Origin of the sequence: Pandoraea pneumonica (genome assembly GCF_049918595.1) — a bacterium.
Classification (GTDB): domain Bacteria; phylum Pseudomonadota; class Gammaproteobacteria; order Burkholderiales; family Burkholderiaceae; genus Pandoraea; species Pandoraea pneumonica_A.
The window spans coordinates 915927-942311 of record NZ_JBNCRZ010000002.1 but is presented as its reverse complement, the minus strand read 5'-3'; the positions used below and the strand labels follow the sequence as shown (position 1 = coordinate 942311).

Genomic DNA, 26385 nt, shown 5'->3' with positions numbered 1-26385 from the left:
GTGCGGCCTGCTTCAGCGGCTGCGCAACCAATGGGCGTATCTGTCGCCGATGACTTGCACCACGCTCACGAGCACGATCAACGCAGCGATAACGATCAACATCACCTGCGTGTCGAAACGTTGGTAGCCATAGCGAATGGCCAAATCGCCCAATCCGCCTGCGCCGACGGCACCGGCCATGGCCGACGCACTGATCAAGGCCACGAGCGTGATGGTGAAGCCGCCGATCACGCCGGGCAGCGCTTCGGGGAGATAGACGTGGCGCACGATGTCCCACTTCTTGCAGCCCATCGCCTGCGCCGCTTCGATCAAGCCGGGATCGACTTCACGCAGTGAGACCTCGACGATGCGAGCAAAGAACGGCGTCGCACTGACCGCCAGTGGCACGATTGCGGCCCACACGCCGATGGTGGTGCCCGTGACAAGACGCGTGAAGGGAATCAACGCGACCAGCAACACGATGAACGGTGTCGCGCGGAAGCCGTTGATTACGCTACCTACGACGCGGTTGACCCGGGGCCACGCGAGGAAACCGCCTGGTGCTGTGACGATGAGCAGTACGGCGAGCGGGACGCCCGCCAAAAACGCGATGCCGCCGGATACGCCGACCATCATGAGCGTGTCGATCAGTGCGTTGCCGTAACGTTCAATGGGGATGGACAGCGTCAGCGACATATCCCAATACCTCGATGTCATGCGCAATGGCCTCGGGCCCGTGCGTCAGGGTTTTCCAGTCGGCAGTGCTGCGCCGGGCGGCGGCATCGCGCAATGCGATGACCAATTGGCCTTGTGCGTGTCCCTGAATGCGATCCACGCCGCCGTGCAACAGCCGTACGTCGCCCTGCAACGCGCGGGCGATGCGGGGCAAGTCCGGCTCCAGTCCATCAGCGCCGCGATAGGTGAATTGCAGAATCTGCGCGTGGTGCCCGGACGGCGCCTCAGCCTGCAATGCCTGCTGGAGATCATCCGGCAGCCCATGCTGCAAGGGGGCAAGCAGCGCCTTCGTCGCCGGGTGCACCGGCATGCCGAACACTTGCCACACGTCACCCAATTCGGCGATGCGCCCTTGCTCCAGCACCAGCACCTTGTCGGCGATTTCGCGGATCACGCTCATCTCGTGCGTGATGAGGATGACCGTGATGCCGAGCTTGCGATTGATATCGCGCAGCAATTGCAGGATGGACTGCGTGGTTTCCGGGTCCAGTGCCGATGTCGCTTCGTCGCACAACAGAATCTCAGGCCCGGTCGCCAGCGCCCGCGCAATACCGACGCGCTGCTTCTGGCCGCCCGACAATCGGCCCGGATACGTACTCGCTTTCTCTTGCAGCCCGACGAGGGTCAACAGTTCGCGCACGCGCGCTTCGATCTGCGCCTTCGACACGCCCGCCACTTGCAACGGCAGCGCTACGTTGTCGAAGACCGTCTTGGCGGAGAGCAAATTGAAGTGCTGGAAAATCATGCCGATGCGGCGGCGAAGCTGTACCAGTTGCGCTTCATCCAACGTGGCAATGTCGATGCCGTCGACTAACACCTGACCGCTGGTGGGCCGCTCCAGCCGGTTGATCGTGCGCAGCAGACTGGATTTACCTGCGCCACTTCGCCCGATGATGCCGAAGATGCTGCCCGGCGCGATGTCGAGCGAGATGGCGTCAAGCGCCGTGACTGGGCCAGCCGCCGACACGTAGGTTTTGGCGACGTCTCGAAACGCCACGGCGCCTTTGTCGTGACGCGGCGCAGGCTCGTGTGAGGCAATGGTCTGCGGCGCCCGGCCCTCGGCTTCCCGAGCGGCAGCACTCGCCAGCGGCTGCCTTGCTGCAACGGTGACTCCCACGGGGAAGCTCCTTAATCCGGCGAAGAATTACGGCTTGACCCAAGCCAGCGTGTACAGGCGCTTGTCGTCGTTGAACGAGTGGAGAATTGTCGTCTTCACCGCGTCGGAGTTCTGGTAGATGCGAATAAACTTCTGCACGACGGGGTCTTGCGTGCGGTTGGCTTTGACGACGAATTGAATGGCGAAGCGCGAGTCTTCAATCCCTGAGTACGCCAAGCCGCTCGACGGATCGAACGCCTTCGACGACACGATGAAGTGCGGGTAGCCTTGTGCGATATCGACGTCGCCGGTAATGCGAACGAGTTGCGGCCCTTCCACCTCGACGAAGCGAAGCTTCTTGGGGTTTTCGGTGATGTCGTTGAGCGTGCCGAGGAAGCCGACGCCGCTCTTGAGTTTGATCAGCCCAACCTTTTGCAACAGCAGCAGACCACGGCCCTGATTGACGGGGTCGTTGGCGATGCCGACCTTGCCGCCTTGCGGCACCTCAGCGACGGTTTTGTGCTTGAGCGAGTACAGGCCCACGTTAGCCAGAATGCCGGTACCGGCGCTGGCCAGCTTGAAACCATTCTTCTGAATCGCGTTGTCGAGGAACGGCTGGTGCTGGAAGTAGTTGATATCCAGATCGCCTGCGTCGACCGCGATGTTCGGCGTCGTCCAGTCGGTGAACTCGACCACGTCAACGTCGATGCCCTGACGTTTCGCTTCCTTAGCGGCTACGGCAATCGAATCGCCGTAGGCCCCTGCCATGACACCGATACGCAGCTTATCGGCTGCGTGTGCGTTGAACATGACGAGTGCCGCCAGCGGGGCGAGAATCAGGCTGGAAAACTTCATGGATAACTCCGGAAACAGATGACGTGTGGATAAGCGTGGTGTCGAGTGACTTCGTGTGCACCGAATCGCTATTAAAACCTCACACGCATCCGCTTACTACGAAGCAAAACGGGTATGCATATGCGCATTCGAGCGCTAGTGTTAGCACTGGAATTTCTAAGGCGGGGAATCGCGTTTTCGCGATAGAAACAGCGAGGCAGGCGCGAGCTTAGTGCGCGCGCTCCAGCAGCCGCGGTAGCGAGGACACCAGCAGCGTCACGCCTGAGGCAGTAAGCAGCCCCAGCACGACTTGGCGAAAGCGGGCCTCGCTGATGCCGATATAGAGTTTGGCGCCAAGCAATGTGGGGATAGGCATCGCCAACGCAACGACGCCGAAGAACGGCAGCATCTCGCGGGTGACGATGCCGGTGGCCAGATAGGTGCCCATCGTGACGAGCAACATCGACAAATTGAAGTTCTGAATGACGGCGCGCTGCACGTCCTTGTCGACACCTCGCAGCGTGCACCACAGCGTCGGGAGCGTCCCCGCGAAGCCGCCGACACCTCCGAGTACCCCTCCCGCCATGCCCACAAGCGCATCCGCTGCGCGACCACCGGAAGAAATCTTCGGCAAGTTCCGGGCGAACAACATCGTCGGACACCAGACCACCAGCAGCGTCCCGAGGATGGCCTTGAACCAATCCATGTCCAGTCGCGGTAGCAGCGCAACGCCTAACGGGATGCCAAGCAGGCCACCCAATACGAACGGCAGCAAACGCTTGAGATCGACGCCGCGCCGCACCGTAATGGCGGCCAGAATCTGCCCCGACAAGGCGCCGAACACGGCCAACGTGGCAGCGAGTCGTGGGTCGAGCACCCAAGCCCAGAACGACATCGCAGCGAGCCCAAACGCAAACCCCGACAAGCCTTGAATGAAGCCCGCCACGATCGTGCCCAGAATCACTACCAGATACACCGAATCCATCACCGCCCCCATCTGCATTGTTCTGCTTGCATTGTGAGCGCGGCAGCCTACGGTGCTAATCGCACTTAGCTATGCAGCGATATGGATTTGGTTATGCGTTCTGGCATATCGACGCCGTCGGCGTCATGCCGTGCCTTTTACTCTGAAGATGAAGTCCACTTCGACAACAGCGCCCTTGGGCAACTGAAGCACACCAACCGACGTTCGCGTGTGGATACCCGCCTCGCCAAGCACTTCGAACAGGACGTCGGAAGCCCCGTCGGCCACTTCGCTTTGCAGCGTGAAGCCCGGAGCGCTTCGCACGAACACGCTGATGCGGGGGACCGACACGATCGCATCGAGACTGCCGCACGCGCGGTGAATCAACGTCAGAGCGCGCAACGCCGACACGCCTGCCGCCTGACGCGCATCTTCCAGTGGGATCATGTCGCCCGCGCTGCCGATGAAGTGCACGGTCTCGCCAATTCTCGGGATCTGCCCGGCGACGTAAGCCATGTCGCCATCGATCAGCACCGGCGTATATTTCCCACCAATCTTGATCTCGTCATCTACCGGAAAGCCAAATCGATCGGCAACGAGCCGCCACTGCTTATCTCTATTCATTCCGTCCTCGCGTCGTAGGTTGATTGGCGTGCGCCTATCTTAAGGGATCGCCCTACTTTTGCGCTCGCGAGCGTTGGTAACGGCTGTCAGAACAGGAACCGCGCCCCGACATTGAGCAGCCAGCCGCGGATACCTGCGTTGCCAATATCCTTCGACCACGAGGCGCGCCCGTAGAGGGACATTCGCTCGCTCATGGTCGCGTTAGCGCCGACCGAGAACCGCAAGGCATCGCCGAGTTTGCCGCTGATGAAATCGACACCGCCCACATTAACGTGCGTGCCATCGGTGAACGCATGCAAGTAATCCACGCCGATATACGGCGTCACTCGCCCTTTGCCCACCTCGAAAGCGCGCGTCAGGCGCATGCCGACACGCCCCAGCAACTGATTCTGGCTGCCGATATTCACCGCCAAATCGTCAGCGTCGACTTGATTGTTAAAGCCGACATGTTGACCCACGAGTTGCACCTGCGGTTCGAGCTGCAACCCCGCACCAATGCCGAACGGGTATCCCGCTTCCACGGACAACGCGACGTCGCGGCCTTTCAAGTCAGACGCTGTCGTATGCGCATTCGTACTCACGCGGCCATCGAACCAGCCGAACGACAACACATTGTCGACATACCACCCTTGCGTGCTCTGGTAGGTCGCATAGCCCGATATCCGATAGGTGTTGCCCGCCCCGCTGCTGTACCCGTCGACCGCATCGGGTTCGAAGTGTAGCCACCCGATGGCGCCCGCCACGCCGAAGCGCCACAGCCCGTCTTCGTTGCGTCGCTTGAACAGATTCCCGCCGAACTGCACAGCGCTGTAGTCGCCATCCGCGTTGTAGCCGTACTGCTGGAACGAGCGGTTGCTGCGGTAGTTGAAATGGCCGCCGTAGACGCGCACGAACGCTTCGCTGTCCCCGTTGTCGCGCCCGAGGTCGCGGTCGTCCCGAATCTCGCCAAGCCGGCGGTGCAACGTGTCGATGTCGACCAAGCCGGCATACAGGAGCGCCATCGGCGCGCTCAGGTACGCAGCTACCTGCGGTACGACTTCGGGACGGGCACTGGGCGGAATCGGCTCCGGGACGCCCGGGTCGATGGGATCGGGCTCCACTTCGCCGCCCGGATCGACGAACGCGGTTTGCAACCGGAAATCCCAGAACGTGCCCGTCGCCCCGACCAACGACTGCCCCGGACTCGCGGCCCCAAACTCGGACCCCGGGCCGTAAGCGTACAGGTGGTATTGGAACGGCAAGTTATTGGCGGTGACATAGCCGTTCTTCAACACGAATGCGTTTTGGCTCGACGTCCCCGCCACCTGAATGAGTGAAATACCGTCGGTCGCCGAGAACAAATGTGGCGTGGGTGCGCCAAGCAAACCCCGGTTCAGATGCGCCTGATAGGTCGCCACCGGCCCCGGGCTCGAATCGACCGCACGCACATCCACCAACGTCGTGCCAGTGGCGTTGCCCCCGATCAACAAGCGGTCGGTGAATTGGTTCGACAACGCTCCGCCAGCATTGAGGTATGTGTTGAGTACCAACGTGCCGTTATTACCCGTGTAATTGCCCGTTGTATTGATGCTCGTATAGGACGACGCCGAGGTCGGCAGGGTCGCCTGCGCGGACGTGGGTTTCACGTTGATCGTGCTGGCGGTGTTCTCCAACGTGGTCATATTCGAGTTGCCGGTAACGTTCCACACGCTGGCGTTGCGCAACGCCACCTGTGCCGTACTGACGGCGTCGGTGAGAATCGTGCCCGTCAATGTCGATGCGTCGGACGACAGTGTCACATTGCCCGCCGATGTGCCGTCGGCATTCACGTTGAGCGCCGACGCACCCGGACCAGCGATAAGCGACGAACCCGACGTCATGGTGACGGTGCCGTTCGGGCCAGTGACATGGATGGCATCCGACTGGTCGCTGTGAACCGTTGAGCCAGCGAGCGTGACGACCTCGTTTGATCCGGGCACGCCGGTGAGATACATCCCGTACGCGCCGCTGCCTTGTGCGTGAAAAGTGGTCCCAGAGGCGGTCAACGTTGCTATGTCACCAGCGAAGAGATTGACCAGCATGACCGCATGCGCGTTAGTGCCCGATGTCGTCACTGTTGACGGTGTGCCGCCCGCATCGGATGAAATGGTGACTTCGGGGCTGCCCGTCGACACACTGCCGAAGTCCGAATCCACCAACCGAATCCCGTAAGCGCCGTTGCCGCTCGTGGTGATCGTCGTGTTGTGTAACACAGTGCCACCGTTGCCTTCTGCGTCCACACCGTGGGCCGATGCGCCACTAGTCGTGATGGTGCCGTTTCGATACGACAGCGCAGCCGTACCCTCGTAGGCGCCGTGGCTGGCGCGGTTCAACAACCCGTACGAACTTGCGCCCACGGTGGTGATCGACGAATTGGTGAGCGAAATTGCACCGCCCCCGACAGCACCAGCCCCCTGCGCCGACGGCCCTGCTGTGTTGATCGTGACCGCATTACCGGTGATGGTGCCGCCCGTGGTCGCCCAAAGACCGGCACCGCCCGACCCGCCGCTGGTGTTGATCGTTGTGCCCGAGCCGAGGTCGGCAGTCGATTGCCCGCCATTCGTGCCGCTGACCACAACACCGAATGAGAAATTGCCAATACCGGCGATCGCAACGCCGAATCCACTCGATGAATTGATGGTGAAACTCGCGGTCGACCCAGCGCCTGAAGCGCCCACTTGAATTGCCGTGTTCGTCGGACTGGTGACCGACATCGCACTCGCGGGGGCGAAGGTCAATGACGCGGAATTGCCACCGGTAGACGACACGCGCACAGCGGTCGAGACATTCATTGAGCCGTCGGTGTAAGTCAGCGATTTGCCGTTACCAACACTCAATGCGGTCGTGGGCAACGTCTGCGCTTCGGCTTGGCCCGACGCCAGCACAACGCATAGCAGACTCGCCATTGCAATGACGGACGGCTCAAGCGGCCGGACGGTTGACAGACCTCGCGCACGTACGAGCATGACGCAGCCCCCCTAGATGCCTCGCCAAAGGATGCGATCGACCGAGAGCTTTAATTAATACTTCTAATCAATAAATCTCCGTCGATGCCTTGAAAGCATGGACGATTCTAGGGGTCTGTAGTTTTAGATAGCAAGGATTTCCGCCGCCGAATGGCGATTAGATTATTTTAATAATCGGAAATACCTTTTAATTCTCTTTAATACTCGTCCGGCACCTTAGCGTGCCATGTGATCGAGATAATATTGCGCGGCCCGGGTGACGTGGCGCTCGGCCAGCAAGGCGGCGAAAGCGGCATCGCCCGACTGCACTGCCCGCAAAATGGCCGCGTGCTCTTCCCACGTGATGCGCACCTCTTCGTCATTAGCGTTGACGAAAAGCATGCGCGAGCGGTCGCGCATCGAACGCATCAGATCGGCAAGCATCGAATTCGCGCCTGCGGTGTAAAGCAAATCGTGAAAGCGCGCGTTGAGTTCGAGCAGACCGGCGGTCTCGCCTGCGGCAACTTTGGCATTGCCTTCCTGCAAGACTTTTTCGATGCGTTGAACCAACTCAGGCGTGCAACGCTCTGCGGCCAGACGTGCGTTCAGTCCTTCGAGGGTGGCGCGAATCTGCACCAGCTCGCGTGCCGACGCGGGGTCGAACGACGCGACGACGGCGCCGTGACGCGGCCGCACCTCAACCAAGCCTTCCACCGCCAGCGCGCGAAGAGCCTCCCGAACGGGCACCCGCGAAACGTCGAGCTCTTCGGCAATGCGGCCTTCCACAAGCCGGTCGCCCGGTTTGTATTCGCCCGATGTAATGGACGCCCGCAAACGGCTGATCACCAGATCCGACAACTGCTGATGCATGATCGGCTCGCGTCCGTTTGCCCCTGTGGCTCCCCGCACCATATTCCAATCTCCACAAACCTGTCGTTACGACGATGTACCGCCGCATTCTAGCAGCGCACGGCATTTTGTAGACTGTACACGATGCAGGGTATGCCCGTGGTTTCAGGCACGGCGGGGCACTGAAGCCATAAACGCCAGAATTTCCTTTCCCAGCCAATCCTCCCCGGAGTTGAAGTGCGCCACGATCGACGTGTGGTTGTGCCCGCGCACTTGCACGAACCGTGGTGCGACGCCTCGGTGGTGCAGTAGCCGCTGAAAGAACGCAGCGCCGTAGCCGTCGAGAAACCGGTTCTCATACTCGGCGATGGCGATCATGGTCGGCACCGGACTATTTGCAGCGTGCGTCAGCGGCGAGCGCTCCACATAGCGAGCTTCATCGGCACCGAAATAGGCCTGCACCGGTTTGGCGTTCGGATTGCGCGGGTCGACATCGGCGAACAGGCGCGCACTGATCAGCACCAGTCCGGCGACGTCCTCCCGACGCTGCGCCGGGTCGGAAGCCAATGCGGGATCGAACAAACACCCCGCCGCATGCGTGCCGCCCGCCGAATGCCCGATGACGAAGATACGCGACGGGTCGATCCGCCAATCGGCGGCGTGCGCGCGCACCCAGTCGATCGCCATGGCAACGTCCTGCGCACCGCCCGGCCACGGCGCATCGTCGGCCAGACGGTATTCCACGTTCAGTGCGACAACGCCTTGCCGCGCAAACCAGTGGCAGACGTTGTCGTAGACCTCGCCGTTCACGCTCTTGCTGCCGCGCACGAACGCGCCACCGTGGACAAATATCACCGCGTCTCGCAGCGCGTCGGACTGCCCGGCAACCGCCTCACCCACGGGCGCGAAAACATCGAGCACCTGCCGCGCATGGTTGCCGTAAGCCAGATCCCGCTCGACATGCGGGCTCTTGGGCGCCGCGGCGAGTAGCGGGGAATAGCAGTCGATAACCGCCTTGCGATGCGCAATGATGTCGTCGTTCCAACGGGGTCCGAGATCGAGCATCTGACGCCGCTGCTCGGCGGGGAGCGCACCAAATGGTGCCGAAAAGTCGCGCATATCGCTCACCATGACACGCTCACATCGCCGTTGATAAAGGTCTGGCAGGCCATGCGATAGCCGTTTTCCAGGTCCTCCGGGCTCAAGTGACGACGCTCCTTCGGCTTGACGGCGTCGGTATGTTCGAGACCGGTCTCGACCCGGCAGCGGCAGGTGCCGCACAGCCCGCCGCCGCACTTGAATGGGATACCGCCCTTCTCGCGCAACGACACACGCAGCAAGTTGCTGTTCGGCGGTGCCTCGACACGCTTGCAACCATTGCTCAGAAACGTGATCTGCACGGTCGCCGCAGCGGGTGCCACCGGCTCGCGACGGCTAAGACGCGCTTGCGCATGTTCGCTGCCGACGAGTGCTTCGAGCGAGGCCACCGCTTCGGTCACACTCGAGAACTTTTCGAAGAACTTGGTCGGCACCAGATTTTCGCCATGCGGCGGCGCGTCCTCGATGATCTTCACGCGCGCCGCGCCGTCGAGCTTTGCTACAACGAACGCTGCGACGTGACGCGCGCCGTAGTAGTAGTCATGTGTTTCCACCGGCGTGATGCCCGGGGTCGGTTCGCTGCGATACTCGCCCGGCCGACTTGTCAGTACGATGTACATTCGTTTTCCTCGTTACGCGTGCTTGTCGGCCACTGTCAAAGCGCTGCCGGCGCTTCGTCGGCCTGCTCCAGCTCGATGTCGTGCTCGATCCACAGTTGGCAGACCAGCCGGTATCCCGCTTCGAGACGCTCACCCAATTGCTTCTTCTCCTTCCAGTTGGGCGCTGGTAGATGCGCTTCACCAGCTAGTACCCGGCAAGCACAGCGCGCGCATTTCCCCATGCCGCACTCGTAACGTAGATGCGGAAACGGAAACTGCTTGATCCCTGCGCGTACGACGAGATTGGTATTGGCTTTCACTTCTTCCCGGTACGTTTGCCCGTTTCGATGGAATACGACGACTGGCATGCATCCTCCTCAGACGCTGCTGCAACTGCGTATACTGTATACCGTTATTTTTGCCGCTGTACAACGAAACGTTGACCCGACGAGGACCTACGCGGCGGCTTCGACCGGCGAGTGCTGAAACGTGAAGCTATCGACATAGAGGTAGCGCACGCTGGCACCGTTGGCGAGAAACGCGTGGCGCGCGTCGCGAATCATTACCGGCGAGCCGCAGAGGTACAACGCGTGTTCCGACAAGTCGGGATGATCTGCCAGCACGGCGTCCTGCACGTATCCGCGCGCGCCCTGCCACGCGGCGTCCGGTCGCGACAAGACCGGTACGTAGCGGAAGTCGTCATGCTGCTGCGCGAGTTGCGTCAGTTCTTCGTGCAAGTAGAGCGCGGCTTGCGTTCGCCCGCCCCAATACAGATCCACCGGCGGCGTATCGCCACTGGCCAGCATCTCGGCCAGCATGCTGCGTATTGGCGCGATGCCTGTCCCCGTGGCGACCATCACGATCGGCCGATAGTCGTCCTCGTGGTAGCCGAAGCCGCCCAAGGGCGCTTCCACATCGAGGGCATCGCCGGGGCGCAGCGCGCTCAGGCGTGTCTGCGTGAAGTAGCCGCCCTCAATACGGCGGATATGGAGCTCTAGCGAGACCGGCCCGTTCATCGCATTCGCCGCGCTCGCGTCGTCAGGACGGGAGGCGATGGAGAAACTACGCGGCCCGGTATCCCCCAACAGCACGTTGAGGTATTGCCCCGGACGATAGATCCATGGCTCGCCGTCGGGGAATGTCAGCACAAGACGCGTCACGTCCGGGCTCATCGCTTCGGTGTGCAGCACGTGGGCCTTGCGGCGACGTGACGGTGCTGGAGCGTGCAGCATGCGCTCGGTGCTGATAACCAAATCGGTGCGCGCATGCGCCTGACACATCAGCGCGTCCCCGGCGTCCGCTTCTTCTTGCGAAAGCGCGGACGGCAGCTCGTCGTAATGCACACGTCCCTGCTGCACCGTGACGCGGCACGTGCCGCAACCGCCGAACTCACACTCGGACGGCAGCGCCACACCGGCGCGCCGTGCGGCTTCGAGCACCGTTTCGTCAGGGCCAGCATCGAAGCTTCGCTGCGCTTCCAGCCAGGTGATTCGATAACTCACTGGCAACCTCCGGTCAAAGCTTGATATCGGCCTGCACGAGCACTTCGCGCCCGCTCTCGCGCAGCAATGCCTGCAAAGCGGCCAGACCGGCGAGTCCGGCTTGGGTGTCCTGTTCGCCGTTGCCGCCGGACAGGCCGATGCCGCCCACCACTTGCTTATCGACCACAATCGGGAAGCCGCCGACGAACGCAGCGAACTTTCCTTCGAAGCTCCACTGAATGCCGAAGGCTTCGTTGCCGGGCAACGCCGGACCGTTGGGCGGCGTGGTGAACAGGTGCGTCGAGCGCTTATGCCCGGCTGCGGTAAAGGCTTTATTCCATGCGATCTGCGGCCCGGTGATCCGGCCACCATCCATGCGCTCCAGTGCCAGCGGGAATCCGCCTTCATCGACCACGCAGATCGATTCGAGGACGCCGATTTCCTGGGAACGGGCAACCGCGGCGGCAATCATGTGCCGGGCTTCGGCAAGTTCAAGTTTGAAAAATGGCTTCATGGCGAGTGAGAGATTTCGTGAGTAGGTGGGCGTCAGACGCCGCGGTAAACCGTCTTGATCTGCTGATAGAACTCGAGCCCGTCGCGGCCCGACTCGCGGAACGTCGCCGTACTCGATTGCTTGAGGCCGCCGAACGGGGCGTTGATGAGATTGCCCGTGGTCGTGCGGTTGATCTTGACGGTGCCCGCCTCGATGTCGTTGGCGAACCGATGCATCAGGCGCGCGTCCTGCGTGACCAGCGAAGCCGCAAGTCCGTAGTCGCTGTCATTGGCAACCGCGATGGCGTCTTCGTAGCCATCAACATCGATGACGGCAATGACCGGCCCAAAGATTTCTTCGCGCGAGATGCGCGCATGCCTCGGCACATCGGCAAAGATGGCCGGTGTGACGAAATACCCGTGGGCATAAGCGTCGTGCGTAAGTTGCTGTCCGCCGCAGACCAACGTGGCTTCGCTTTTACCGATCTCGATGTACTCAAGCACAGTGCGCAATTGCCCTGCCGTCGCCAGCGGACCAATGTCGATGCCGGGTTGCAAGCCGTTGCCGATCTTGAGCGCAGCCGTCCGGGCCGCGAGGCGCTCGACGAACGCTGCCCGAATCTTGCGCGCCACCAGCACGCGGCTCGTGCCGGTGCATGCCTGCCCCGTCAGCGATAAGCCACCCTTGATCGTGAGATCGACGGCACGGTCGAGGTCTTTCTCGTCAAGTACGATCAACGGGTTCTTGCCGCCGAGTTCCATTTGCGTACGCGTGGACATCGACGCGGCACGGTGGATTTGCTCGCCAGCAGAGGTCGATCCCGTGAATGAGATCGCCTTCACTTCACGGGCACTCACCAGTACCGGCCCGACGGCAGAGGCGCTCCCGGTGACGAAGTTCAGCACGCCCTTGGGAATGCCCGCCTGCACGAGCGCTTCCGTCAGACGCAACCCGCTCAACGGCGCATCCGTCGCCGGTTTGAACACCACGGTATTGCCGCAGATCAGCGCGGGGGCGATCTTGCGCGCGGGAATCGAGACAGGGAAATTCCACGGCGAAATCACCGTCACGACGCCTAACGGCTCGCGCACCGTGTACACCGCCATGTCGGCGTCATCGTTGGGAAACGTGTCACCGCCATACGACTGCGCTTCGACGGCGTAGTAGCGCAGCGTCTGCGCGGCGCGCAGAAATTCGTCGCACGCGAGGTTTTTCTGCTTCCCTTCTTCGCGCGTGAGTTCTTCGCCAAAACGCTCGGAATGCTGTTCCAGATAGGCACTGGCGGCCAGCAAGATCTTGGCGCGCGCGCCCAGCGAGAGGCGCTTCCAACTGGCGAACGCCGAGGCGGCGGCACGAACGGCCGCCTGTGCGTCGGCTTCGCCCGAGGCTTGAAACTGGCCGACGACATCACGCGTATCCGCGGGATTGACGTTCTCGAAAGTGGCGCCCGATCGGCTCGCACACCATTCGCCGTCGATGTAATTCAGAAACGTGGGCACGGTTGTCATGAATGCAACTGTCCTACAAGTGGGCTGGAAGACCCGCGCCGCACGGGCGCGGGGTTACCGGTGTCGCTTAGGCCGCGAGCCCGAGCTCAGGCAGCGGAATTTCCTTTTCGACGTAGTCGTAGTACAGCGCCGTCGTGTAGAGCAGACGCATTTGCGCACCGATCTCGCAAATCTTCAGGCAGCGCTGTTGCAGCTCCGGCGTGTTGGCGTTCTCCAGCACGATTTGGTAGCCGCGCTCGCCGTGAATCTCATCCGAGACGATGTGCAGGTCGAAGAACTCCACCTCCTCATCGGTGAACTTGTAGGTGTCGCGCAGCGTCGGCGTTTGCTTGCGATAGATCGACGGCACCTGCGACTCCAGCCCGACGACGAGCCCGGCGACCGCCACTACCGGGTCTTCGCGCATCGCCACGGCGTAGCACCAGCTTTGCAGGCCGCGCGTGGTCGGCGACATGTTGTCCGGGTCCACCACGCGCTCACGCGTCGTGCCGCACGCTTCGGCGAAGCGGATCAGCAGATCGGTGTGACGGTCGCCCCCAATTTCTTCCTCGTACATGTTGGCGAGCAGAAAGTCCTTCGCCTCCGTCATGTGATCGGGCGTACGGGCGTAGAGGTAGCCGAGGTAATCGGCGAACGGCCCCACGTAGTGGTAGTGGTTTTCGGCCCAACGGGCGAGATGCGCGCGCGTCAGCTTGCCGCTGGCCCACGCCACGCTGAACGGTGCCTTGTTCGCGCTCTTGCCCTTGATTGCTTCTTCGAGTGCCGCACGGAAAGTCTCGCGGTCCATCAGCTCTGCCATTTCAGACTCCTTGGTTCCAAGTGGATAAGCCTATGCATCGGGGATGCCGGGCTTCGTTTCGTCATTTTTGTACACTGTATACAGTTTTTGCAAAAATGCCAATGCAGTGAATTACGGTGTGCGGGGAGATCCCGCGAAAACGGTTGAGATTAGTCGGTGGCTTTTTGAACGGTGACAGGAACGGCGCGTGCCATCGCGTGGTCGACCGTGGCGGAAGGCGATGCAGCGCCTGCGGTACCGGCATGAGCAGGTTCAATGGCGTCGAGCGCGATGCCATTCGTCTCGGGCAACAACCATGCTGCCACGATCACCATGCCGTAGCCCACAGCAGCGACGATAGGAATGGCGAGCGTAAGCGTCGTGTGTCCCGTGGCAAGCCAGCCAGCCATGAACGGGAAGAACGAGCCGATGACACGCCCGGCGTTATAGGCCACGCCGTAGCCGGTCGCCCGAATTTCATGCGGATAGGTTTCCGAAATCGTCGCGGCGACGCCCGCAAAGGTACCCTGCATCAGTACGCCCATCAGAAAGCCGAGCACCATCATGACGGGCATGGGGGCCGGAATCAGCATGTAGGCAATGCTCATCACGAACGCACCGAGCGCAAACAGGATGTACGTCGGACGACGGCCGAGCTTGTCCGTACACCATGCGCCGACGGCGTATCCGACGATCGAGCCAACGATGGTGATGGCGAGCCACATACCGGTGCCGGTAACCGACAAACCCCGTTCCGTCTTGAGCCACGTCGGCATCCACGTCGCAATGGCGTAGTAAGCACCGAGCATGCCGCCCGAGAGCAAGCTGCACAGGAACGTACGCGCCAGCAGTTTCCCGCTGAATACCCCTTGCAGCGTCTTGAGCGGGCTCGTTGCACCGCGTTCGGCGAGCGTGCGCGTGAAGGCTTCCGGCTCTTCGAGATTACGACGCAGCCAGAACACGAGCAGCGCAGGCGCTACGCCGATGAACAGACACACACGCCACGCCCATTCAGGCGGCAACCAGTTGAAAATCACGCTGTAGGCAATCGCTGCCAATGCCCAGCCGAACGAATAGCTGCTCGCGGTAAAACCCGAGAACTTGCCGCGATGGGCCGGGTTACGGATGGTTTCCATCACCAACACCATGCACAACGACGACTCGCCGCCGAAGCCTAGCCCCTGAATGATGCGGAACACAGCGAGTTGGGTAGGCGAATTGGTCAGGCCACAGGCAAAGCACGCAAGCGCGAACAATGCGATCGTCCAGCGCAGAATCCGCACGCGGCCATAACGGTCGGCAAGCAGCCCTGCGCCAACGGCGCCCACCAGCGAAGCAATCAGCGTGTAAGTCACGATGCTGCCCGCCGTTGCCTTGCTCATGCTCCAGGTCGTGAGCAGCACCGGGATGAGAAACGAATAGATCATGAAGTCGTAGACGTCGACCGTATGGCCGATGAAGGTGCCCGCAAAGGCACGCTTCTCGTTCTTCGACAGTGAATTCAGCCAGGACATAACGGTGTCCTCCTTAGGTGTCGTGGGTTTTGTGGGTAGATAAAGTGGGCGTTGGTGTCGGCGTTTCAGATGGGTGGTACGAAGGTGTAGCCGGCGGCTTCGAGCAATCTGGCTACGTGGATCGAGCGCAGGTCGTGGTACAGCGGAGCCACGATCTGAACGCCCACTGGCAGCCCCTGTGCCGTGCGCCCTGCGGGGGCGACGGTCGAGGGCAAACCGCACAGACCGGAGTGCCCGGCCCAGAAAAGCTGCGTGGTGAGCGGCTGCGCCCGCCCATTCACATCGAGCGTGCGCTGCCAAGGCGCGCCCTGCTCGTTCAAGGGAAAGGCTGCGGTCGCCGCCACGGGGCACAGCAGCACGTCGACCTGTTCGAACAGCGCACGCCACGCAGCGGCAAATTGCTCCCGTAAGGGTTGCAGCTTCAACCAGTCGCGATGGCGCATGACGGCACCCACGTGTTGCAGCGATGCGTATCGCAAGTCGTCGGCGGCCACTTCTGCCGCACTCGAAACCGATGCAGCGAAGGCCTCCTCGCCGAGGTACCCGCTAGTGGCAGCACGCAACAACAGCATGTAGACGCGGAGCAACTCGGCCGCATCGAGCGCCGGACGGGCGTTCCACTGCACGTGGGCACCGCGCCGTTCGAGGTCCTTGCCGAGCGCCACGATGCACTGCTCCACCTCGGCGTCGACTTCAGCGACCGGATGCGTGGGCAGAATGCCGAAGCGAATCTCGCGCAGATCGGTGGCATGACAACGCGGCAGTTCGAGGCGCAAGGCGCAGGCGGCGTCGGCGGTGGGACCGGCGATAGCCGCGAGTACCGATTCCAGGTCGTCGGCACTGCGCGCGAGCGGCCCTGCCACATTGATATCGGGGAAAGTAGCGCCGCCCGGCAACCCATGCCCGTCAAGGGGAACCAGGCCGTGCGTGCTCTTGTGAGAAAAGATGCCGCAATAGTGAGCCGGGTTACGGATCGAAGAGCCGATGTCCGAACCGACGTCGAAGAAAGACATTCCGGCACAGACCGCCGCGGCGCTGCCGCCCGACGAGCCCCCCGGCGTTCGCGTGACGTCGTGCGGGTTGCGGGTTGTGCCATACACATCGTTGTAGCTTTGCCAATCGCGCAGCCAGATCGGCACATTCGTTTTGCCGAGCAAGATGGCACCGGCGTTTTCCAGCCGCTGCATCACGGTCGCGTGGCGCTTGGCGATATTCCCTTTGAACGCCGGGTCGCCAACGGTCGTCGGCCAACCCTCGACATCGAACGATTCCTTGATCGTGAACGGCACGCCGTGTAGCGGGCCTCGCACGTTGCCAGCGCGGCGCGCGGCGTCTAGCGCTCTCGCTACGGCGTGGGCGCGCTCGAAATCGCTGACCACCAGCGCGTTCAGGCGGGGGTTCTCGCTGCGCCAGGCCGCTTCGCAAGCCGCGACCAGCACGGTCGAAGTCACCTCTTGCCGCGCCAGTGCTGCCTGAGCGGCACCTATCGACGCGTACTGCCACTGCGTTTGCACCGCCTCCGATCCTGAGGGCGTATCTGCATTGCGGGTATCGACCGTGGAATCTGACATGCTGGAATGTCCGTTTCAGTATTCTGTATACCATCGGTCGACAAATTAGCGCTGTCAAGGCTCCTGCGGATTAGGGTTTGTGCTTAAGGGAGCGCAAATTCAATGCTGATGCGGCTCTCACACCATTCGCGCCACGGATTGACCGCTTTACGCCGTTCGCTCCCCGTTGGTCGCACGCCCGTAGGCTGTGGCGGCCCACGCCCCTACTGTCTCCCACAAGCCGCGCCGTCTGCGCGCCGTCCATCGCTAGCGGGAGCCTTTCGTGCCAACGTACATCATCGTCGTGCTGTCTCATTTCGTAGCTGCTGCGCTAATCGTCGCCGGGCTTGTCGTTTTCGGTGGTCCTGGCGCACTCACGCCGATGACCGGTGTCGCCGACCAGTTCAAAAGCGTGGACTATTCAGACCTTCCCCCTGTCGCAAGTGTGATTGCCCGAGACGGCACACCGCTCGCCTATCGTCGATACGGCGGCAAAGAAGACGGAACTGCGTCCGTGGGCGCGGCCATTCTGGTTCACGGCTCATCCGCCGACAGCAAGAGCCTGCATGTGCTGGCGAAAGACATCGCATCGCGGGGTTTCACGGTCTACGCACTGGATATTCGCGGACACGGCGCGACCGGCCTCAGGGGGAACATCGCCTATGTGGGCCAGTTGGATGACGATCTGGAGGACTTCGTTGCCGGTATTCATGAGCCGTTGCCAAAAACACTCGTGGGCTTCTCCTCCGGCGGTGGATTCGCGTTACGTATCGCTGGCGGACGATTGCAGTCCCTGTTCGATCGCTACCTCCTCATAGCGCCGTTCATCAGTCATGACGCCCCCACGTCGCGGCCTCGCAGCGGCGGTTGGGTCAGTGTGGGAATGCCACGCATGATCGTGCTGACGATACTGAATCGCTTCGGGCTTCACTGGCTGAACAGCTTGCCTGTGATTCGTTTTGCCCTCAGCGACGCGGCACGGGGCCGATTGACTGAAACGTATTCGTACAATCTCATGACCAACTTTCGCGCGTTGCCCGACTATCGCCAGAACATCGCCGCCGTCCATCGTCCGCTGCATGTCGTTGCTGGGGAAGACGACGAGTTCGTGATACCCGGACGTTACGCGAGTGTTTTCGCCGAAGCCAAAGGCCCGGTTGCCATTTCGTTATTGCCCAACACCGGACACATTGCGATGACCGTAGACCGACATGCCACGCAAGCGATTGCCGATACGTTGGCGAAGGCGTTGGATTCGTCGGGTAAAACGGTGCTAAAAGACGCAGTCTCAGCTACACACGGATAGCCCAAGCGAGCCGCAGATCGGGCGGAACATTCCGTGACTATAGGCGTAATAAATGAATCCGCACGACATCAGCAAGCCAATCGCCGAACCCAGAATGTATTGATTCCGGTCTGACATCGGCGGCGCTTTCTTAGGCGTGCGCATATCTACGACCTGCGGGCGCTTCCTCACCCACAATGCGAAGAGCGCAAGCGCGAGTATGGTGAGCCGGGAAACCCATTCCATGGTTGTCATTGGCGTATGGCGTCTATTAGATTTCTGGTTAAACAACGCACATCGAGAACGACGCGGCATGACGAAATACCTCATGCCGCGCGCCAACTGATTTGGCCCGCTAAATACCCCGAACGCAACGCGTTAGTTGCGAGAGATGACCTCAATCGACCGTTTAAATTCGGCGCCGCTATCTACCCTTCGCGTGGTCTCCCCGCAGCGTCATCACCGCGCTGTCCACCCGCGCCACCACCTTCCCATCATCGCGTTTGATTTCGCATAGGTAGTGCGAAACCGTCCGTCCCTGATGCGTCGCCCATGCGTGCGCCTCAAGCCGAGACACCCAAACCGGGCGCAGAAACGTCGCCTTCAGATCGATGCTGGTGAAGGTCTCCCCTTCGCGCATCAGCGTCGAATGCGCGGTGCCAATCGCGGCGTCGGCCAACTCGCACAGCAAACCGCCGTGCACCGTACCTTGCTGGTTGCCATGAATTTCCGCATTCGCATCCAACGCAATGACCGCCATCGCTTCGTCGATCGCAACGATGCGAAAGCCAAGCAGGTTGGAGATCGCTGTCGGATAGCGCATATGCGTCTTGTCGTCTAGGCGCAGCGTTCCCGCTAACTGGCGGCGCAGAAAATTCAACACGGGCAAGTCGTTCGATTCGTTGTCGATATCGGACATGGCAAACAGGGGCCTCATTCTGAGATTGCTCTGCGCAGTCTGTCTGCCTAGAATCGGACAATCAAGAAATTGTCCTACGTACAATCATGGCCGAATCTCCTGTGACCGCAGTGGTTGAGCATCTCTCCAACGAAATCCGGCGTGGTGCACTGCCGCCCGGCACCGCGTTGCCGACACATCGGAAGTTGGCCGCCCAACACGGCATTGCGATTGCTTCGGCGAGCAAGGTCTATGCGCGGTTGCAGGCCATGGGGCTTGTTGTCGGCGAAATCGGCCGCGGCACGTTCGTGCGCGATCGCCCAATGCAGCGGGAGTGGGACGCAGACGATGAGGCACGGCTCAGTTCCCATTCCGTCGACCTCTCGTTCAACCATCCGACATGGGCAGGCCAGAGCGACCTGTTGCGTGCGACGCTCAGAGACCTCGCCTCATCTGGCGATCTGAGTGCACTAATGCACCAGCAGCCGCCGGGTGGACGCCTGCACGAGCGGCAAATCGTTGCGGATCATCTGCTGCGAACACGCAAGATACGAACGACTGCCGAACAGGTCTTTCTCGTGGGCGGCGCACAACAAGGGCTGGATGTGACGGTGCGCGCCTTTCTTCAGCCCAATGATTCGGTGGCAGTCGACGCCCTCACCTACCCTGGCTTCAAAATGGCGGCTGCGTTGTCGTCACTAGCCCTCAAGCCCGTCACCGCCCTCAACGACGGCCCCGATCTGAACGCGTTAGACGATCTTTGCCGCCGCAATCTCATCCGCGCCATCTATGTCATGCCCACGCTGCATAACCCGCTTGGCTGGGTGCTGAGTGCGACGCAACGCAAGCAACTGGCCGAAATGGCGCGCCGCTACGATTGCCTCATCATCGAAGACGCCACCTACGCCTACCTCGTGGACAACGCAGCCCCCCCCATCGTCACGCTTGCGCCCGAGCGCACGATCTACGTGTCAAGCCTGTCGAAGAGCGTGGCTACCGGGCTGAGATTCGGCTACGTCGTAGTGCCACAAAGCCATGCGGCACGCGTTAAAAGCGTGGTCCGCGCCAGCGTTTGGAGTCTGCCGAGTCTGGTGACCGCGATGGCGACGCGATGGTTGGCCAACGGCACTGTCGCGCAACAGGAACAGTTCCAGCGTGAAGATGCGCGCCAACGCCAATCTGTCGCGCGCGAAGTCCTGCATGGCATGGGAATGGTGGCGCATCCATCGTCACAGTTCCTCTGGCTACCATTGCCCGAGGGCTTGCGTATGGATCAGGTCGCCGCTGCGCTGACAGCGCATGGCATTGCGGCATCGAAGGCTGAAGCCTACGCCACGACGCCGCATGCGCCGCATGCCTTACGGCTCGGGCTGAGTTCAATGCCCGTGGAGGACGTTGGCCCGGTACTGGCGCAAGTTCGCCACATCATCGAGCATCTGCCGATCTGAGCGCGAGGCGCACGGAATGCGCCCCGCTACCGACGCGTCAATCGTAAGCGCGGGCGTCTTCGACCAGCTTGCCGTCGTCGGGCAGTGTTCCGGCCGTGACGAAATCGATCTCGGCACGCAACCGCGTCACATCCCGCAGCGTTTCTTGCAAGCGGGCTGCAAGCCCCTCAGGCGGCGTCGCGGTGGTCTCGCACACCAGCGTCATGCGGTCGTCGCCCACCCGGCCCTCGACACGCAGACGCATGCGCCCCAGCTCGGGATACCGTTTGCCGATCTCGCCGATTTGCCCCGGATGCACGAACATGCCGCGCACCTTGACCGTCTGATCGGCGCGCCCCAGCCAGCCCTTCAGCCGCATATTGGTACGCCCGCACGGGCTGATACCTTCGGCGACTGCCGACAAATCTCCTGTGGCGAAGCGAATCAACGGATAGTCGGAATTGAAGTTCGTGACGACGACTTCACCTGTCTCTCCTTCAGCCACCGGTTTTGTGCCGCCTGGTTCCACAATTTCCACCAAGACGTTTTCGTCGACGATCAGCCCCGCCTGCGCATCGCTCTCGAAGGCAATCAAGCCAAGATCCGCCGTGCCGTACAACTGACGCGCACTGATCCCGCGCGAGTTGAACCACTGACGCAGCGACGGCGGCAATGCCTCCCCCGAGAGCGAGGCGCGTCGAATGCTGCTGATATCGGCGCCGATCGACTCGGCCTTCTCAATCAGAATCTTCAGGAACGACGGAGTGCCCGCGTATGCCCCGGGTTGCAAGTGCTGAATCGCTTCGATCTGCTGCGTCGTCTGTCCCACACCCGCGGGGAACACACAGCACCCCAGACGCGCCGCGCCCGTCTCGATCATCATCCCGGCCGGCGTGAAGTGATACGAGTAGGTGTTGTAGACGAGATCGCCGGAGCGCAAACCCGCCGCGTACAACGCTCGCGCAAAACGCCACCAGTCGCTGCCACGCCCATCGGGTTCGTAAATGGGGCCGGGAGATTGATACACATGGGCTAGCCCACCCACAGGCGTAGCGTTCAATCCGCCGAGCGGCGGCACCCGCAGTTGATAGGCCGACAGATCGGATTTGCGCGTCACCGGCAAGTCCGCCAGCGCCGCACGCGAGTCGATGCCGCGCGCATCGAACGCGCCGAGCACCTCTGTGAAATACGAGGCGTTCGTGCGAGCATGCGCGACGTGTGTCGGCAACGCCGCCAGCAGCGCCTTCTCGCGAGCTTCCGGGGCACGGGTTTCAAGCGCGTCGAAGTAATCGTTCATAGAGACGAAGGGACGGAATGGGTTGATAGCCGAAGGGACAGCCGGGTTGATGCTCAGCGGCAAGCTCACGCAATCCAGCGCTTGCGTCGCCGATAGCTCTTAACGTTGCGAAAGCTTCCCTCGCTGCTCGCACCGTCTTTGGCGATACCCAGATAAAACTCTTTGACGTCCTCGTTGTCGCGCAATGACGCGGCGTCGCCATCCATCACCACACGCCCGTTTTCGAGAATGTAGCCATAGTCCGCGTAGCGCAGGGCCGCCATGGTGTTCTGTTCAGCGAGCAGAAAGCTCACGTTTTCCCGCTCGTTCAGATCGCGCACGATGGCGAAGATCTCTTCCACGATTTGCGGCGCCAGTCCCATCGACGGCTCGTCGAGCAGCACCATCGACGGTTGCGCCATCATCGCGCGCCCGATGGCACACATCTGCTGCTCGCCGCCGGACGTGTACCCCGCTTGCGACTTGCGGCGCGTTTTCAAGCGCGGGAAATACGCATAAATGCGCTCCAGCGCGTGTTGCTGCGCGCTGCGCGACGCGTGACGGACGTACGCACCGGTAAGCAGATTTTCTTCGATGGTCAAGTGCCCGAAGCAATGCCTACCTTCCATCACCTGAATGACACCGCGCTTGACCAGCCCGTTGGGCGTGAGCTTCTCCACACGCTCGCCGCGATAGTCGATGGTGCCTTTGGTCACCTCGCCGCGCTCGGCCTGAAGCAGATTGGAGATGGCCTTGAGCGTCGTACTTTTGCCCGCGCCATTCGCGCCGAGCAATGCCACGATCTTGCCGTCAGGCACGACCAGCGACACCCCTTTGAGCACCAGGATGACGTGGTCGTAAATGACTTCGATATTGTTGACGCGCAAACTCGCTTCCATGCCGCGTAACTCCGGGGTCGTTGTTGCCGACGCTCTGCCGCGCCGCTGATCGCAGAGCGGCAGAGCGTTCCGATCACATCTGCTGATAACAGGCAGGCGTCATGCCCTTTTCCTTGGCGTACTGCTTGGCCGAGGCTTCGAACAACGGGTGAATCAGGCGGCGATTGCCCTCGATCCAGTCGGACACCATCACCCACTTGGTGCCGTCCCACTGTTGAATGCGAACCTTGCCCGAGCCCTCGTGGTCCTGGCAGCTCGTCTTGATATCGGGCAGCAGACCGGTCGCGCCCAGCGTCTTGAGGCGCGCGCCGTCGATGTTCAGGTTCTCGAACGCCCAGCGCACTTGCACCGGCGTCATGACCTTGCCCTTGCCGAACTTGTTCTGCGCCGTGGTGAGCGCTTCGACGGTCGCCACAGCGGCGGAAACCCCACGGTTATAGAGCACCGACCCAACCTTCGACGGGTCTTGCATATTGCCCTTGCCTGCGCCGTACACCACCTTGTCGATATCGGCGATCAGCGGCACTTGCTTGCCCGCCACGTTCCACGTCGCGCTCATGTAGCCCTTGGCTGCCGGGCCCGCCGGAATCGTGTCTTCCTCCGAGCCTGCCCACCAGCTGCCGATGATCTTCTCGCGCGGATAGCCGACCTTCTGCGCGGCTTTGAGCGCCGTCTGGTTCATCACACCCCAGCCCCAGAACACGACATAGTCGGGGTTTTCCTGACGAATGCGCAGCCACTGGGCGCCCTGCTCGTTGCCCGGGTGGGCCACCGGAATTTCGATCAGGTTGAACTTGTTGATCTTCGACTCCGCCTGCATGGCGACGATCGGCTCTTTACCGTAGGCCGAGTCGTGATAGAGGAATACGATTTTCTTGCCATTGAGCGAGCCGCCGTTCTTGTCGGCGAGGAACTTGATGATGGCCGAGGCCTGCATCTGATACGTCGTCACCAGCGGGAAGGCCCAGGGGAACACGGTGCCGTCGACGGCATCGGTACGGCCGTAACCCATCATCACGAGCGGCACTTGATCGGTCGCCGTCTTGTCGATTAGCGCGTACGAAATGCCGGTGGCCATGGTGTGGTACGCCGTGCCCTTGGTCACGGGGTTACGGCCCTTCAGGCGCTCGTAGCACTCGACACCCTTGGCGTTGTTGTACTCGGTTTCGCACTCTTCCCACGACAGCTTCACGCCATTCACGCCGCCGTACTTCATGTTCACGTATTGCAGGTAGTCGATGAAACCGCCGTAGAACGACTGTCCGTTGGCCCCATACGGTCCCACGCGATAGTCGGCCAGCGCAATGAACTGATCGTTGGTCTGGGCGAGTGCCGTCCCCGCCGAGCCCATGCCGAGCACCAGACTCATGCCTAGCGATACCGCCAGTTGTTTCGTGTTCATGCTGTGTCTCCTTGTGGTCTTATCGATAGCGATACATGGTCAGCCGACGCCCGTTTGCCGGTGCGTCAATACATCGAAATCAGTGCGGGAACGGCCAGATGCGCAGCTTCTCCTTGGTGATTTGCCAGAGTCGCGCCAGACCGTGCGGCTCGACAATCAGGAAAAAGATGATGAGGCCACCGAACAGCATCAACTGGATATGCGAGACCGTTGCGTTGGTGAACGGCAGGTGGAGGAACGTGGCGAGCGGCGGCAGGGTGAAGTCGAGCAAGATCGGCAGCAGCAGGATGAACGCCGCGCCGAGGAAGCTACCGAGAATGCTGCCCACGCCACCGATGATGATCATGAACAGGATGCGGAACGACAGGTCGAGCGAGAAGCCGTCCGGTTCTACAGAGCCGAGGTAGCAGTAGGCATAAAGCGCACCGGCCACGCCGCAATAGAACGAGCTCACGGCGAACGCCAGCAGCTTCACTCGCATCAGCGGAATGCCGATGACTTCGGCAGCGACGTCCATATCGCGCACGGCCATCCACGCCCGGCCGATGTGCGAGCGCACGAGGTTCTTCGCGATCAACGCCATCACGCAGACGATGCCCAGCACAAACAAGTACTTGCGCACGGGCGTGTTGACGTCGACGCCGAGAATCGAAATTTTCTGTGCCGTAATCACGCCGGACGAGCTGTTGTTCGAGAGCCAGGGAAACTTCGTCAGCACCCACAGCACGAAGAACTGCGCGGCGAGCGTTGCCACTGCGAGGTAAAAGCCCTTGATGCGCAGCGACGGCAGACCGAACGCGATGCCCACGAGGGCGGCACACACGCCACCCAGCGCAAACGAGGCAAGGATCGGCATGCCTTCGATGCGCAGTTGGAAGTTGTATGACGCATAGGCACCGACGGCCATAAATGCCGCCGTCCCCAACGACAACTGCCCTGCGTAGCCCGTGAGAATGTTCAGGCCGAGCGCGGCGAGTGAAAACACGAGGAACGGCACGAGAATGGCCGTAAGCCAGTATTCGGAGGCAATCCACGGCAAGATGCCGAAGGCGATCACCAGCACCGCGCTCACCGTCAGGCGGTCCTGACGGATCGGGAAAATCTGGCTGTCGGCGACGTACGATGTCTTGAACTGTCCCGCTTCGCGATAAAACATGAGTGGCCTCTGCGTTAGATGTCAGACACGGTCGATATGGCGCTCGCCGAACAACCCCTCAGGGCGCACGAGCAGGAACAGCAACGCAAAGACATACGGGAACCAGCCCTCGATCCCGCCGAAGTTGCCGCCGAACTGGCTTTGCAGTAGCTGCGGCAGATAAATCTCCGCAAGCTTCTCTGCGGCGCCGATAATCAGGCCGCCGACAATCGCGCCGGGAATCGACGTGAAGCCGCCAAGGATTAACACAGGCAGCGCCTTGAGCGCGGTCATCGTCAGCGCGAATTGCACGCCATTGCGCGAGCCCCAGAGCATGCCCGCCACGAGCGCGACGAAACCCGACACGCTCCACACCACCACCCAAATGCGCTGCAACGGGATACCCAGCGACAGCGCCGCCTGATGGTCGTCCGCGACCGCGCGCAGTGCCCGGCCGATGCTCGTGGCTTTGAAGAACAACGCCAGCAGTGCAACGAGTACGGCGGCGATTCCGGCGGCGGCCAAATCGAAGCTGCTCACCAGCAGCCCCGTCGAGTCCATGATCGACGCGATCGGCTCGTCGACGATACCGAGCGACAGCGGACGCACCTCATTGCCCCAGAGCAGCGGTGCCAAGCCTTCGAGGAAGAACGACAGACCGATGGTCGCCATGAACAGCGTGATCGGCGACTGGTTCACCAGCTTGCGCAACACGAAGCGCTCGGTCGCGGCACCCACCAGCACCATGACGCCGAACGCGCCGATGGCTGCCGCCCACAGCGGCAAGCCCCGCTCCATCAAGCCAACCACCGAGAGCGCCGCGAAGTACACCATCGCGCCCTGTGCAAAGTTGAATACCCCGGACGCTTTGAAGATCAGCACAAAGCCCAGCGCCACGAGCGAATACATCACGCCCGAGAGCAGCCCGCCGATCAGAATTTCGAGAAAGAACTGCATCGATGTCTCCAAGTCGCAATTGCCTGACCGAACCCTGTGCG

At 61.6% G+C, this 26385-nt stretch carries 24 protein-coding genes; 2 read left to right on the top strand and 22 right to left on the bottom strand.

Annotation, left to right across the window (positions count from 1 at the left end; genetic code table 11):
• Nucleotides 1–12 precede the first annotated feature (12 nt).
• From ACPWR9_RS10735 to ACPWR9_RS10660, 16 genes are all read right to left on the bottom strand, one after another.
• Entirely contained in the window at nt 13–675 is a 663-nt protein-coding gene (locus ACPWR9_RS10735; protein WP_426297959.1) for a methionine ABC transporter permease, read from the bottom strand.
• Nucleotides 647–1753: a methionine ABC transporter ATP-binding protein gene (locus tag ACPWR9_RS10730; protein WP_426297961.1), complete on the bottom strand. Its 1107-nt coding sequence runs from the start codon at nt 1751–1753 to the stop codon at nt 647–649. Before ACPWR9_RS10730 ends, ACPWR9_RS10735 begins: the two co-directional genes overlap by 29 nt.
• A 105-nt stretch (nt 1754–1858) precedes the next feature.
• Nucleotides 1859–2665 carry a MetQ/NlpA family ABC transporter substrate-binding protein gene (locus ACPWR9_RS10725; protein ID WP_426296969.1) on the bottom strand — a complete coding sequence of 269 codons (807 nt, stop codon included), beginning with the start codon at nt 2663–2665 and terminating at the stop codon, nt 1859–1861.
• Between the two features lie 208 nt (nt 2666–2873).
• Nucleotides 2874–3629 (bottom strand): sulfite exporter TauE/SafE family protein, encoded by a 756-nt coding sequence (locus tag ACPWR9_RS10720; RefSeq protein ID WP_426297963.1) that lies wholly within the window; start codon nt 3627–3629, stop codon nt 2874–2876.
• 123 nt (nt 3630–3752) lie between these two features.
• The gene (locus ACPWR9_RS10715; protein WP_426296970.1) at nt 3753–4232 is read right to left on the bottom strand and encodes a RidA family protein; all 480 of its coding nucleotides are present in this window, start codon (nt 4230–4232) and stop codon (nt 3753–3755) included.
• Nucleotides 4233–4318: 86 nt separating this feature from the next.
• Nucleotides 4319–7156 (bottom strand): autotransporter outer membrane beta-barrel domain-containing protein, encoded by a 2838-nt coding sequence (locus tag ACPWR9_RS10710; RefSeq protein WP_426296971.1) that lies wholly within the window; start codon nt 7154–7156, stop codon nt 4319–4321.
• 276 nt (nt 7157–7432) lie between these two features.
• Nucleotides 7433–8107: a GntR family transcriptional regulator gene (locus tag ACPWR9_RS10705; RefSeq protein ID WP_150678070.1), complete on the bottom strand. Its 675-nt coding sequence runs from the start codon at nt 8105–8107 to the stop codon at nt 7433–7435.
• A gap of 102 nt (nt 8108–8209) precedes the next feature.
• The gene (locus tag ACPWR9_RS10700) at nt 8210–9175 is read right to left on the bottom strand and encodes an alpha/beta hydrolase (protein WP_426296972.1); all 966 of its coding nucleotides are present in this window, start codon (nt 9173–9175) and stop codon (nt 8210–8212) included.
• A complete protein-coding gene (locus ACPWR9_RS10695; RefSeq protein WP_426297965.1) occupies nt 9169–9465 on the bottom strand; it encodes a 2Fe-2S iron-sulfur cluster-binding protein in 297 nt (98 codons plus the stop codon). Before ACPWR9_RS10695 ends, ACPWR9_RS10700 begins: the two co-directional genes overlap by 7 nt.
• Before the next feature lie 332 nt (nt 9466–9797).
• The gene (locus tag ACPWR9_RS10690; RefSeq protein ID WP_426296973.1) at nt 9798–10109 is read right to left on the bottom strand and encodes a 2Fe-2S iron-sulfur cluster-binding protein; all 312 of its coding nucleotides are present in this window, start codon (nt 10107–10109) and stop codon (nt 9798–9800) included.
• An 87-nt stretch (nt 10110–10196) separates the two neighbouring features.
• Nucleotides 10197–11243 carry a 2Fe-2S iron-sulfur cluster-binding protein gene (locus ACPWR9_RS10685; protein ID WP_426296974.1) on the bottom strand — a complete coding sequence of 349 codons (1047 nt, stop codon included), beginning with the start codon at nt 11241–11243 and terminating at the stop codon, nt 10197–10199.
• Between the two features lie 13 nt (nt 11244–11256).
• A complete protein-coding gene (locus tag ACPWR9_RS10680; protein WP_426296975.1) occupies nt 11257–11736 on the bottom strand; it encodes a GlcG/HbpS family heme-binding protein in 480 nt (159 codons plus the stop codon).
• 32 nt (nt 11737–11768) lie between these two features.
• The gene (locus ACPWR9_RS10675; protein WP_426296976.1) at nt 11769–13223 is read right to left on the bottom strand and encodes an aldehyde dehydrogenase family protein; all 1455 of its coding nucleotides are present in this window, start codon (nt 13221–13223) and stop codon (nt 11769–11771) included.
• Nucleotides 13224–13290: 67 nt separating this feature from the next.
• Nucleotides 13291–14022, bottom strand: a complete 732-nt coding sequence (locus tag ACPWR9_RS10670) for a TenA family transcriptional regulator (protein ID WP_426296977.1) — start codon at nt 14020–14022, stop codon at nt 13291–13293.
• Between the two features lie 149 nt (nt 14023–14171).
• On the bottom strand, nt 14172–15515 hold the full coding sequence (locus ACPWR9_RS10665; RefSeq protein WP_426296978.1) for an MFS transporter: 1344 nt from the start codon (nt 15513–15515) through the stop codon (nt 14172–14174).
• A 65-nt stretch (nt 15516–15580) separates the two neighbouring features.
• Nucleotides 15581–17086 carry an amidase gene (locus ACPWR9_RS10660; RefSeq protein ID WP_426296979.1) on the bottom strand — a complete coding sequence of 502 codons (1506 nt, stop codon included), beginning with the start codon at nt 17084–17086 and terminating at the stop codon, nt 15581–15583.
• 361 nt (nt 17087–17447) lie between these two features.
• Between ACPWR9_RS10660 and ACPWR9_RS10655 the strand changes: the two genes are divergently transcribed.
• A complete protein-coding gene (locus ACPWR9_RS10655; protein WP_426296980.1) occupies nt 17448–18371 on the top strand; it encodes an alpha/beta hydrolase in 924 nt (307 codons plus the stop codon).
• Nucleotides 18372–18774: 403 nt separating this feature from the next.
• On the opposite strand, the gene ACPWR9_RS10650 is transcribed toward ACPWR9_RS10655, so the two are convergent.
• On the bottom strand, nt 18775–19353 hold the full coding sequence (locus ACPWR9_RS10650) for a PaaI family thioesterase (protein WP_426296981.1): 579 nt from the start codon (nt 19351–19353) through the stop codon (nt 18775–18777).
• A 2-nt stretch (nt 19354–19355) separates the two neighbouring features.
• Between ACPWR9_RS10650 and ACPWR9_RS10645 the strand changes: the two genes are divergently transcribed.
• Entirely contained in the window at nt 19356–20696 is a 1341-nt protein-coding gene (locus ACPWR9_RS10645) for a PLP-dependent aminotransferase family protein (protein WP_426296982.1), read from the top strand.
• A 37-nt stretch (nt 20697–20733) separates the two neighbouring features.
• On the opposite strand, the gene ACPWR9_RS10640 is transcribed toward ACPWR9_RS10645, so the two are convergent.
• From ACPWR9_RS10640 to ACPWR9_RS10620, 5 genes are all read right to left on the bottom strand, one after another.
• Nucleotides 20734–21972, bottom strand: a complete 1239-nt coding sequence (locus ACPWR9_RS10640) for a phenylacetate--CoA ligase family protein (RefSeq protein WP_426296983.1) — start codon at nt 21970–21972, stop codon at nt 20734–20736.
• 65 nt (nt 21973–22037) lie between these two features.
• Nucleotides 22038–22850, bottom strand: coding sequence for an ABC transporter ATP-binding protein (locus ACPWR9_RS10635; protein WP_150678056.1), 813 nt, complete (start codon nt 22848–22850; stop codon nt 22038–22040).
• 73 nt (nt 22851–22923) lie between these two features.
• Complete coding sequence (locus tag ACPWR9_RS10630; RefSeq protein WP_426297967.1) at nt 22924–24219, bottom strand: ABC transporter substrate-binding protein; 1296 nt, start codon at nt 24217–24219, stop codon at nt 22924–22926.
• A 112-nt stretch (nt 24220–24331) separates the two neighbouring features.
• Nucleotides 24332–25408: a branched-chain amino acid ABC transporter permease gene (locus tag ACPWR9_RS10625; protein ID WP_426296984.1), complete on the bottom strand. Its 1077-nt coding sequence runs from the start codon at nt 25406–25408 to the stop codon at nt 24332–24334.
• A gap of 21 nt (nt 25409–25429) precedes the next feature.
• The gene (locus ACPWR9_RS10620; RefSeq protein WP_058378630.1) at nt 25430–26344 is read right to left on the bottom strand and encodes a branched-chain amino acid ABC transporter permease; all 915 of its coding nucleotides are present in this window, start codon (nt 26342–26344) and stop codon (nt 25430–25432) included.
• Nucleotides 26345–26385 lie beyond the last annotated feature (41 nt).

Bases quoted from the DNA above. Each gene is read 5' to 3' on its own strand.
- ACPWR9_RS10655 (WP_426296980.1), top strand. From the start codon at position 17,448: ATGACCGGTGTCGCCGACCAGTTCAAAAGCGTGGACTATTCAGACCTT.
- ACPWR9_RS10670 (WP_426296977.1), bottom strand. From the start codon at position 14,022: ATGGCAGAGCTGATGGACCGCGAGACTTTCCGTGCGGCACTCGAAGAA.
- ACPWR9_RS10700 (WP_426296972.1), bottom strand. From the start codon at position 9,175: ATGGTGAGCGATATGCGCGACTTTTCGGCACCATTTGGTGCGCTCCCC.
- ACPWR9_RS10725 (WP_426296969.1), bottom strand. From the start codon at position 2,665: ATGAAGTTTTCCAGCCTGATTCTCGCCCCGCTGGCGGCACTCGTCATG.
- ACPWR9_RS10625 (WP_426296984.1), bottom strand. From the start codon at position 25,408: ATGTTTTATCGCGAAGCGGGACAGTTCAAGACATCGTACGTCGCCGAC.
- ACPWR9_RS10705 (WP_150678070.1), bottom strand. From the start codon at position 8,107: ATGGTGCGGGGAGCCACAGGGGCAAACGGACGCGAGCCGATCATGCAT.
- ACPWR9_RS10710 (WP_426296971.1), bottom strand. From the start codon at position 7,156: ATGGCGAGTCTGCTATGCGTTGTGCTGGCGTCGGGCCAAGCCGAAGCG.
- ACPWR9_RS10690 (WP_426296973.1), bottom strand. From the start codon at position 10,109: ATGCCAGTCGTCGTATTCCATCGAAACGGGCAAACGTACCGGGAAGAA.
- ACPWR9_RS10675 (WP_426296976.1), bottom strand. From the start codon at position 13,223: ATGACAACCGTGCCCACGTTTCTGAATTACATCGACGGCGAATGGTGT.
- ACPWR9_RS10720 (WP_426297963.1), bottom strand. From the start codon at position 3,629: ATGGATTCGGTGTATCTGGTAGTGATTCTGGGCACGATCGTGGCGGGC.
- ACPWR9_RS10715 (WP_426296970.1), bottom strand. From the start codon at position 4,232: ATGAATAGAGATAAGCAGTGGCGGCTCGTTGCCGATCGATTTGGCTTT.
- ACPWR9_RS10620 (WP_058378630.1), bottom strand. From the start codon at position 26,344: ATGCAGTTCTTTCTCGAAATTCTGATCGGCGGGCTGCTCTCGGGCGTG.
- ACPWR9_RS10735 (WP_426297959.1), bottom strand. From the start codon at position 675: ATGTCGCTGACGCTGTCCATCCCCATTGAACGTTACGGCAACGCACTG.
- ACPWR9_RS10665 (WP_426296978.1), bottom strand. From the start codon at position 15,515: ATGTCCTGGCTGAATTCACTGTCGAAGAACGAGAAGCGTGCCTTTGCG.
- ACPWR9_RS10635 (WP_150678056.1), bottom strand. From the start codon at position 22,850: ATGGAAGCGAGTTTGCGCGTCAACAATATCGAAGTCATTTACGACCAC.
- ACPWR9_RS10660 (WP_426296979.1), bottom strand. From the start codon at position 17,086: ATGTCAGATTCCACGGTCGATACCCGCAATGCAGATACGCCCTCAGGA.
- ACPWR9_RS10645 (WP_426296982.1), top strand. From the start codon at position 19,356: ATGGCCGAATCTCCTGTGACCGCAGTGGTTGAGCATCTCTCCAACGAA.
- ACPWR9_RS10640 (WP_426296983.1), bottom strand. From the start codon at position 21,972: ATGAACGATTACTTCGACGCGCTTGAAACCCGTGCCCCGGAAGCTCGC.
- ACPWR9_RS10680 (WP_426296975.1), bottom strand. From the start codon at position 11,736: ATGAAGCCATTTTTCAAACTTGAACTTGCCGAAGCCCGGCACATGATT.
- ACPWR9_RS10630 (WP_426297967.1), bottom strand. From the start codon at position 24,219: ATGAGTCTGGTGCTCGGCATGGGCTCGGCGGGGACGGCACTCGCCCAG.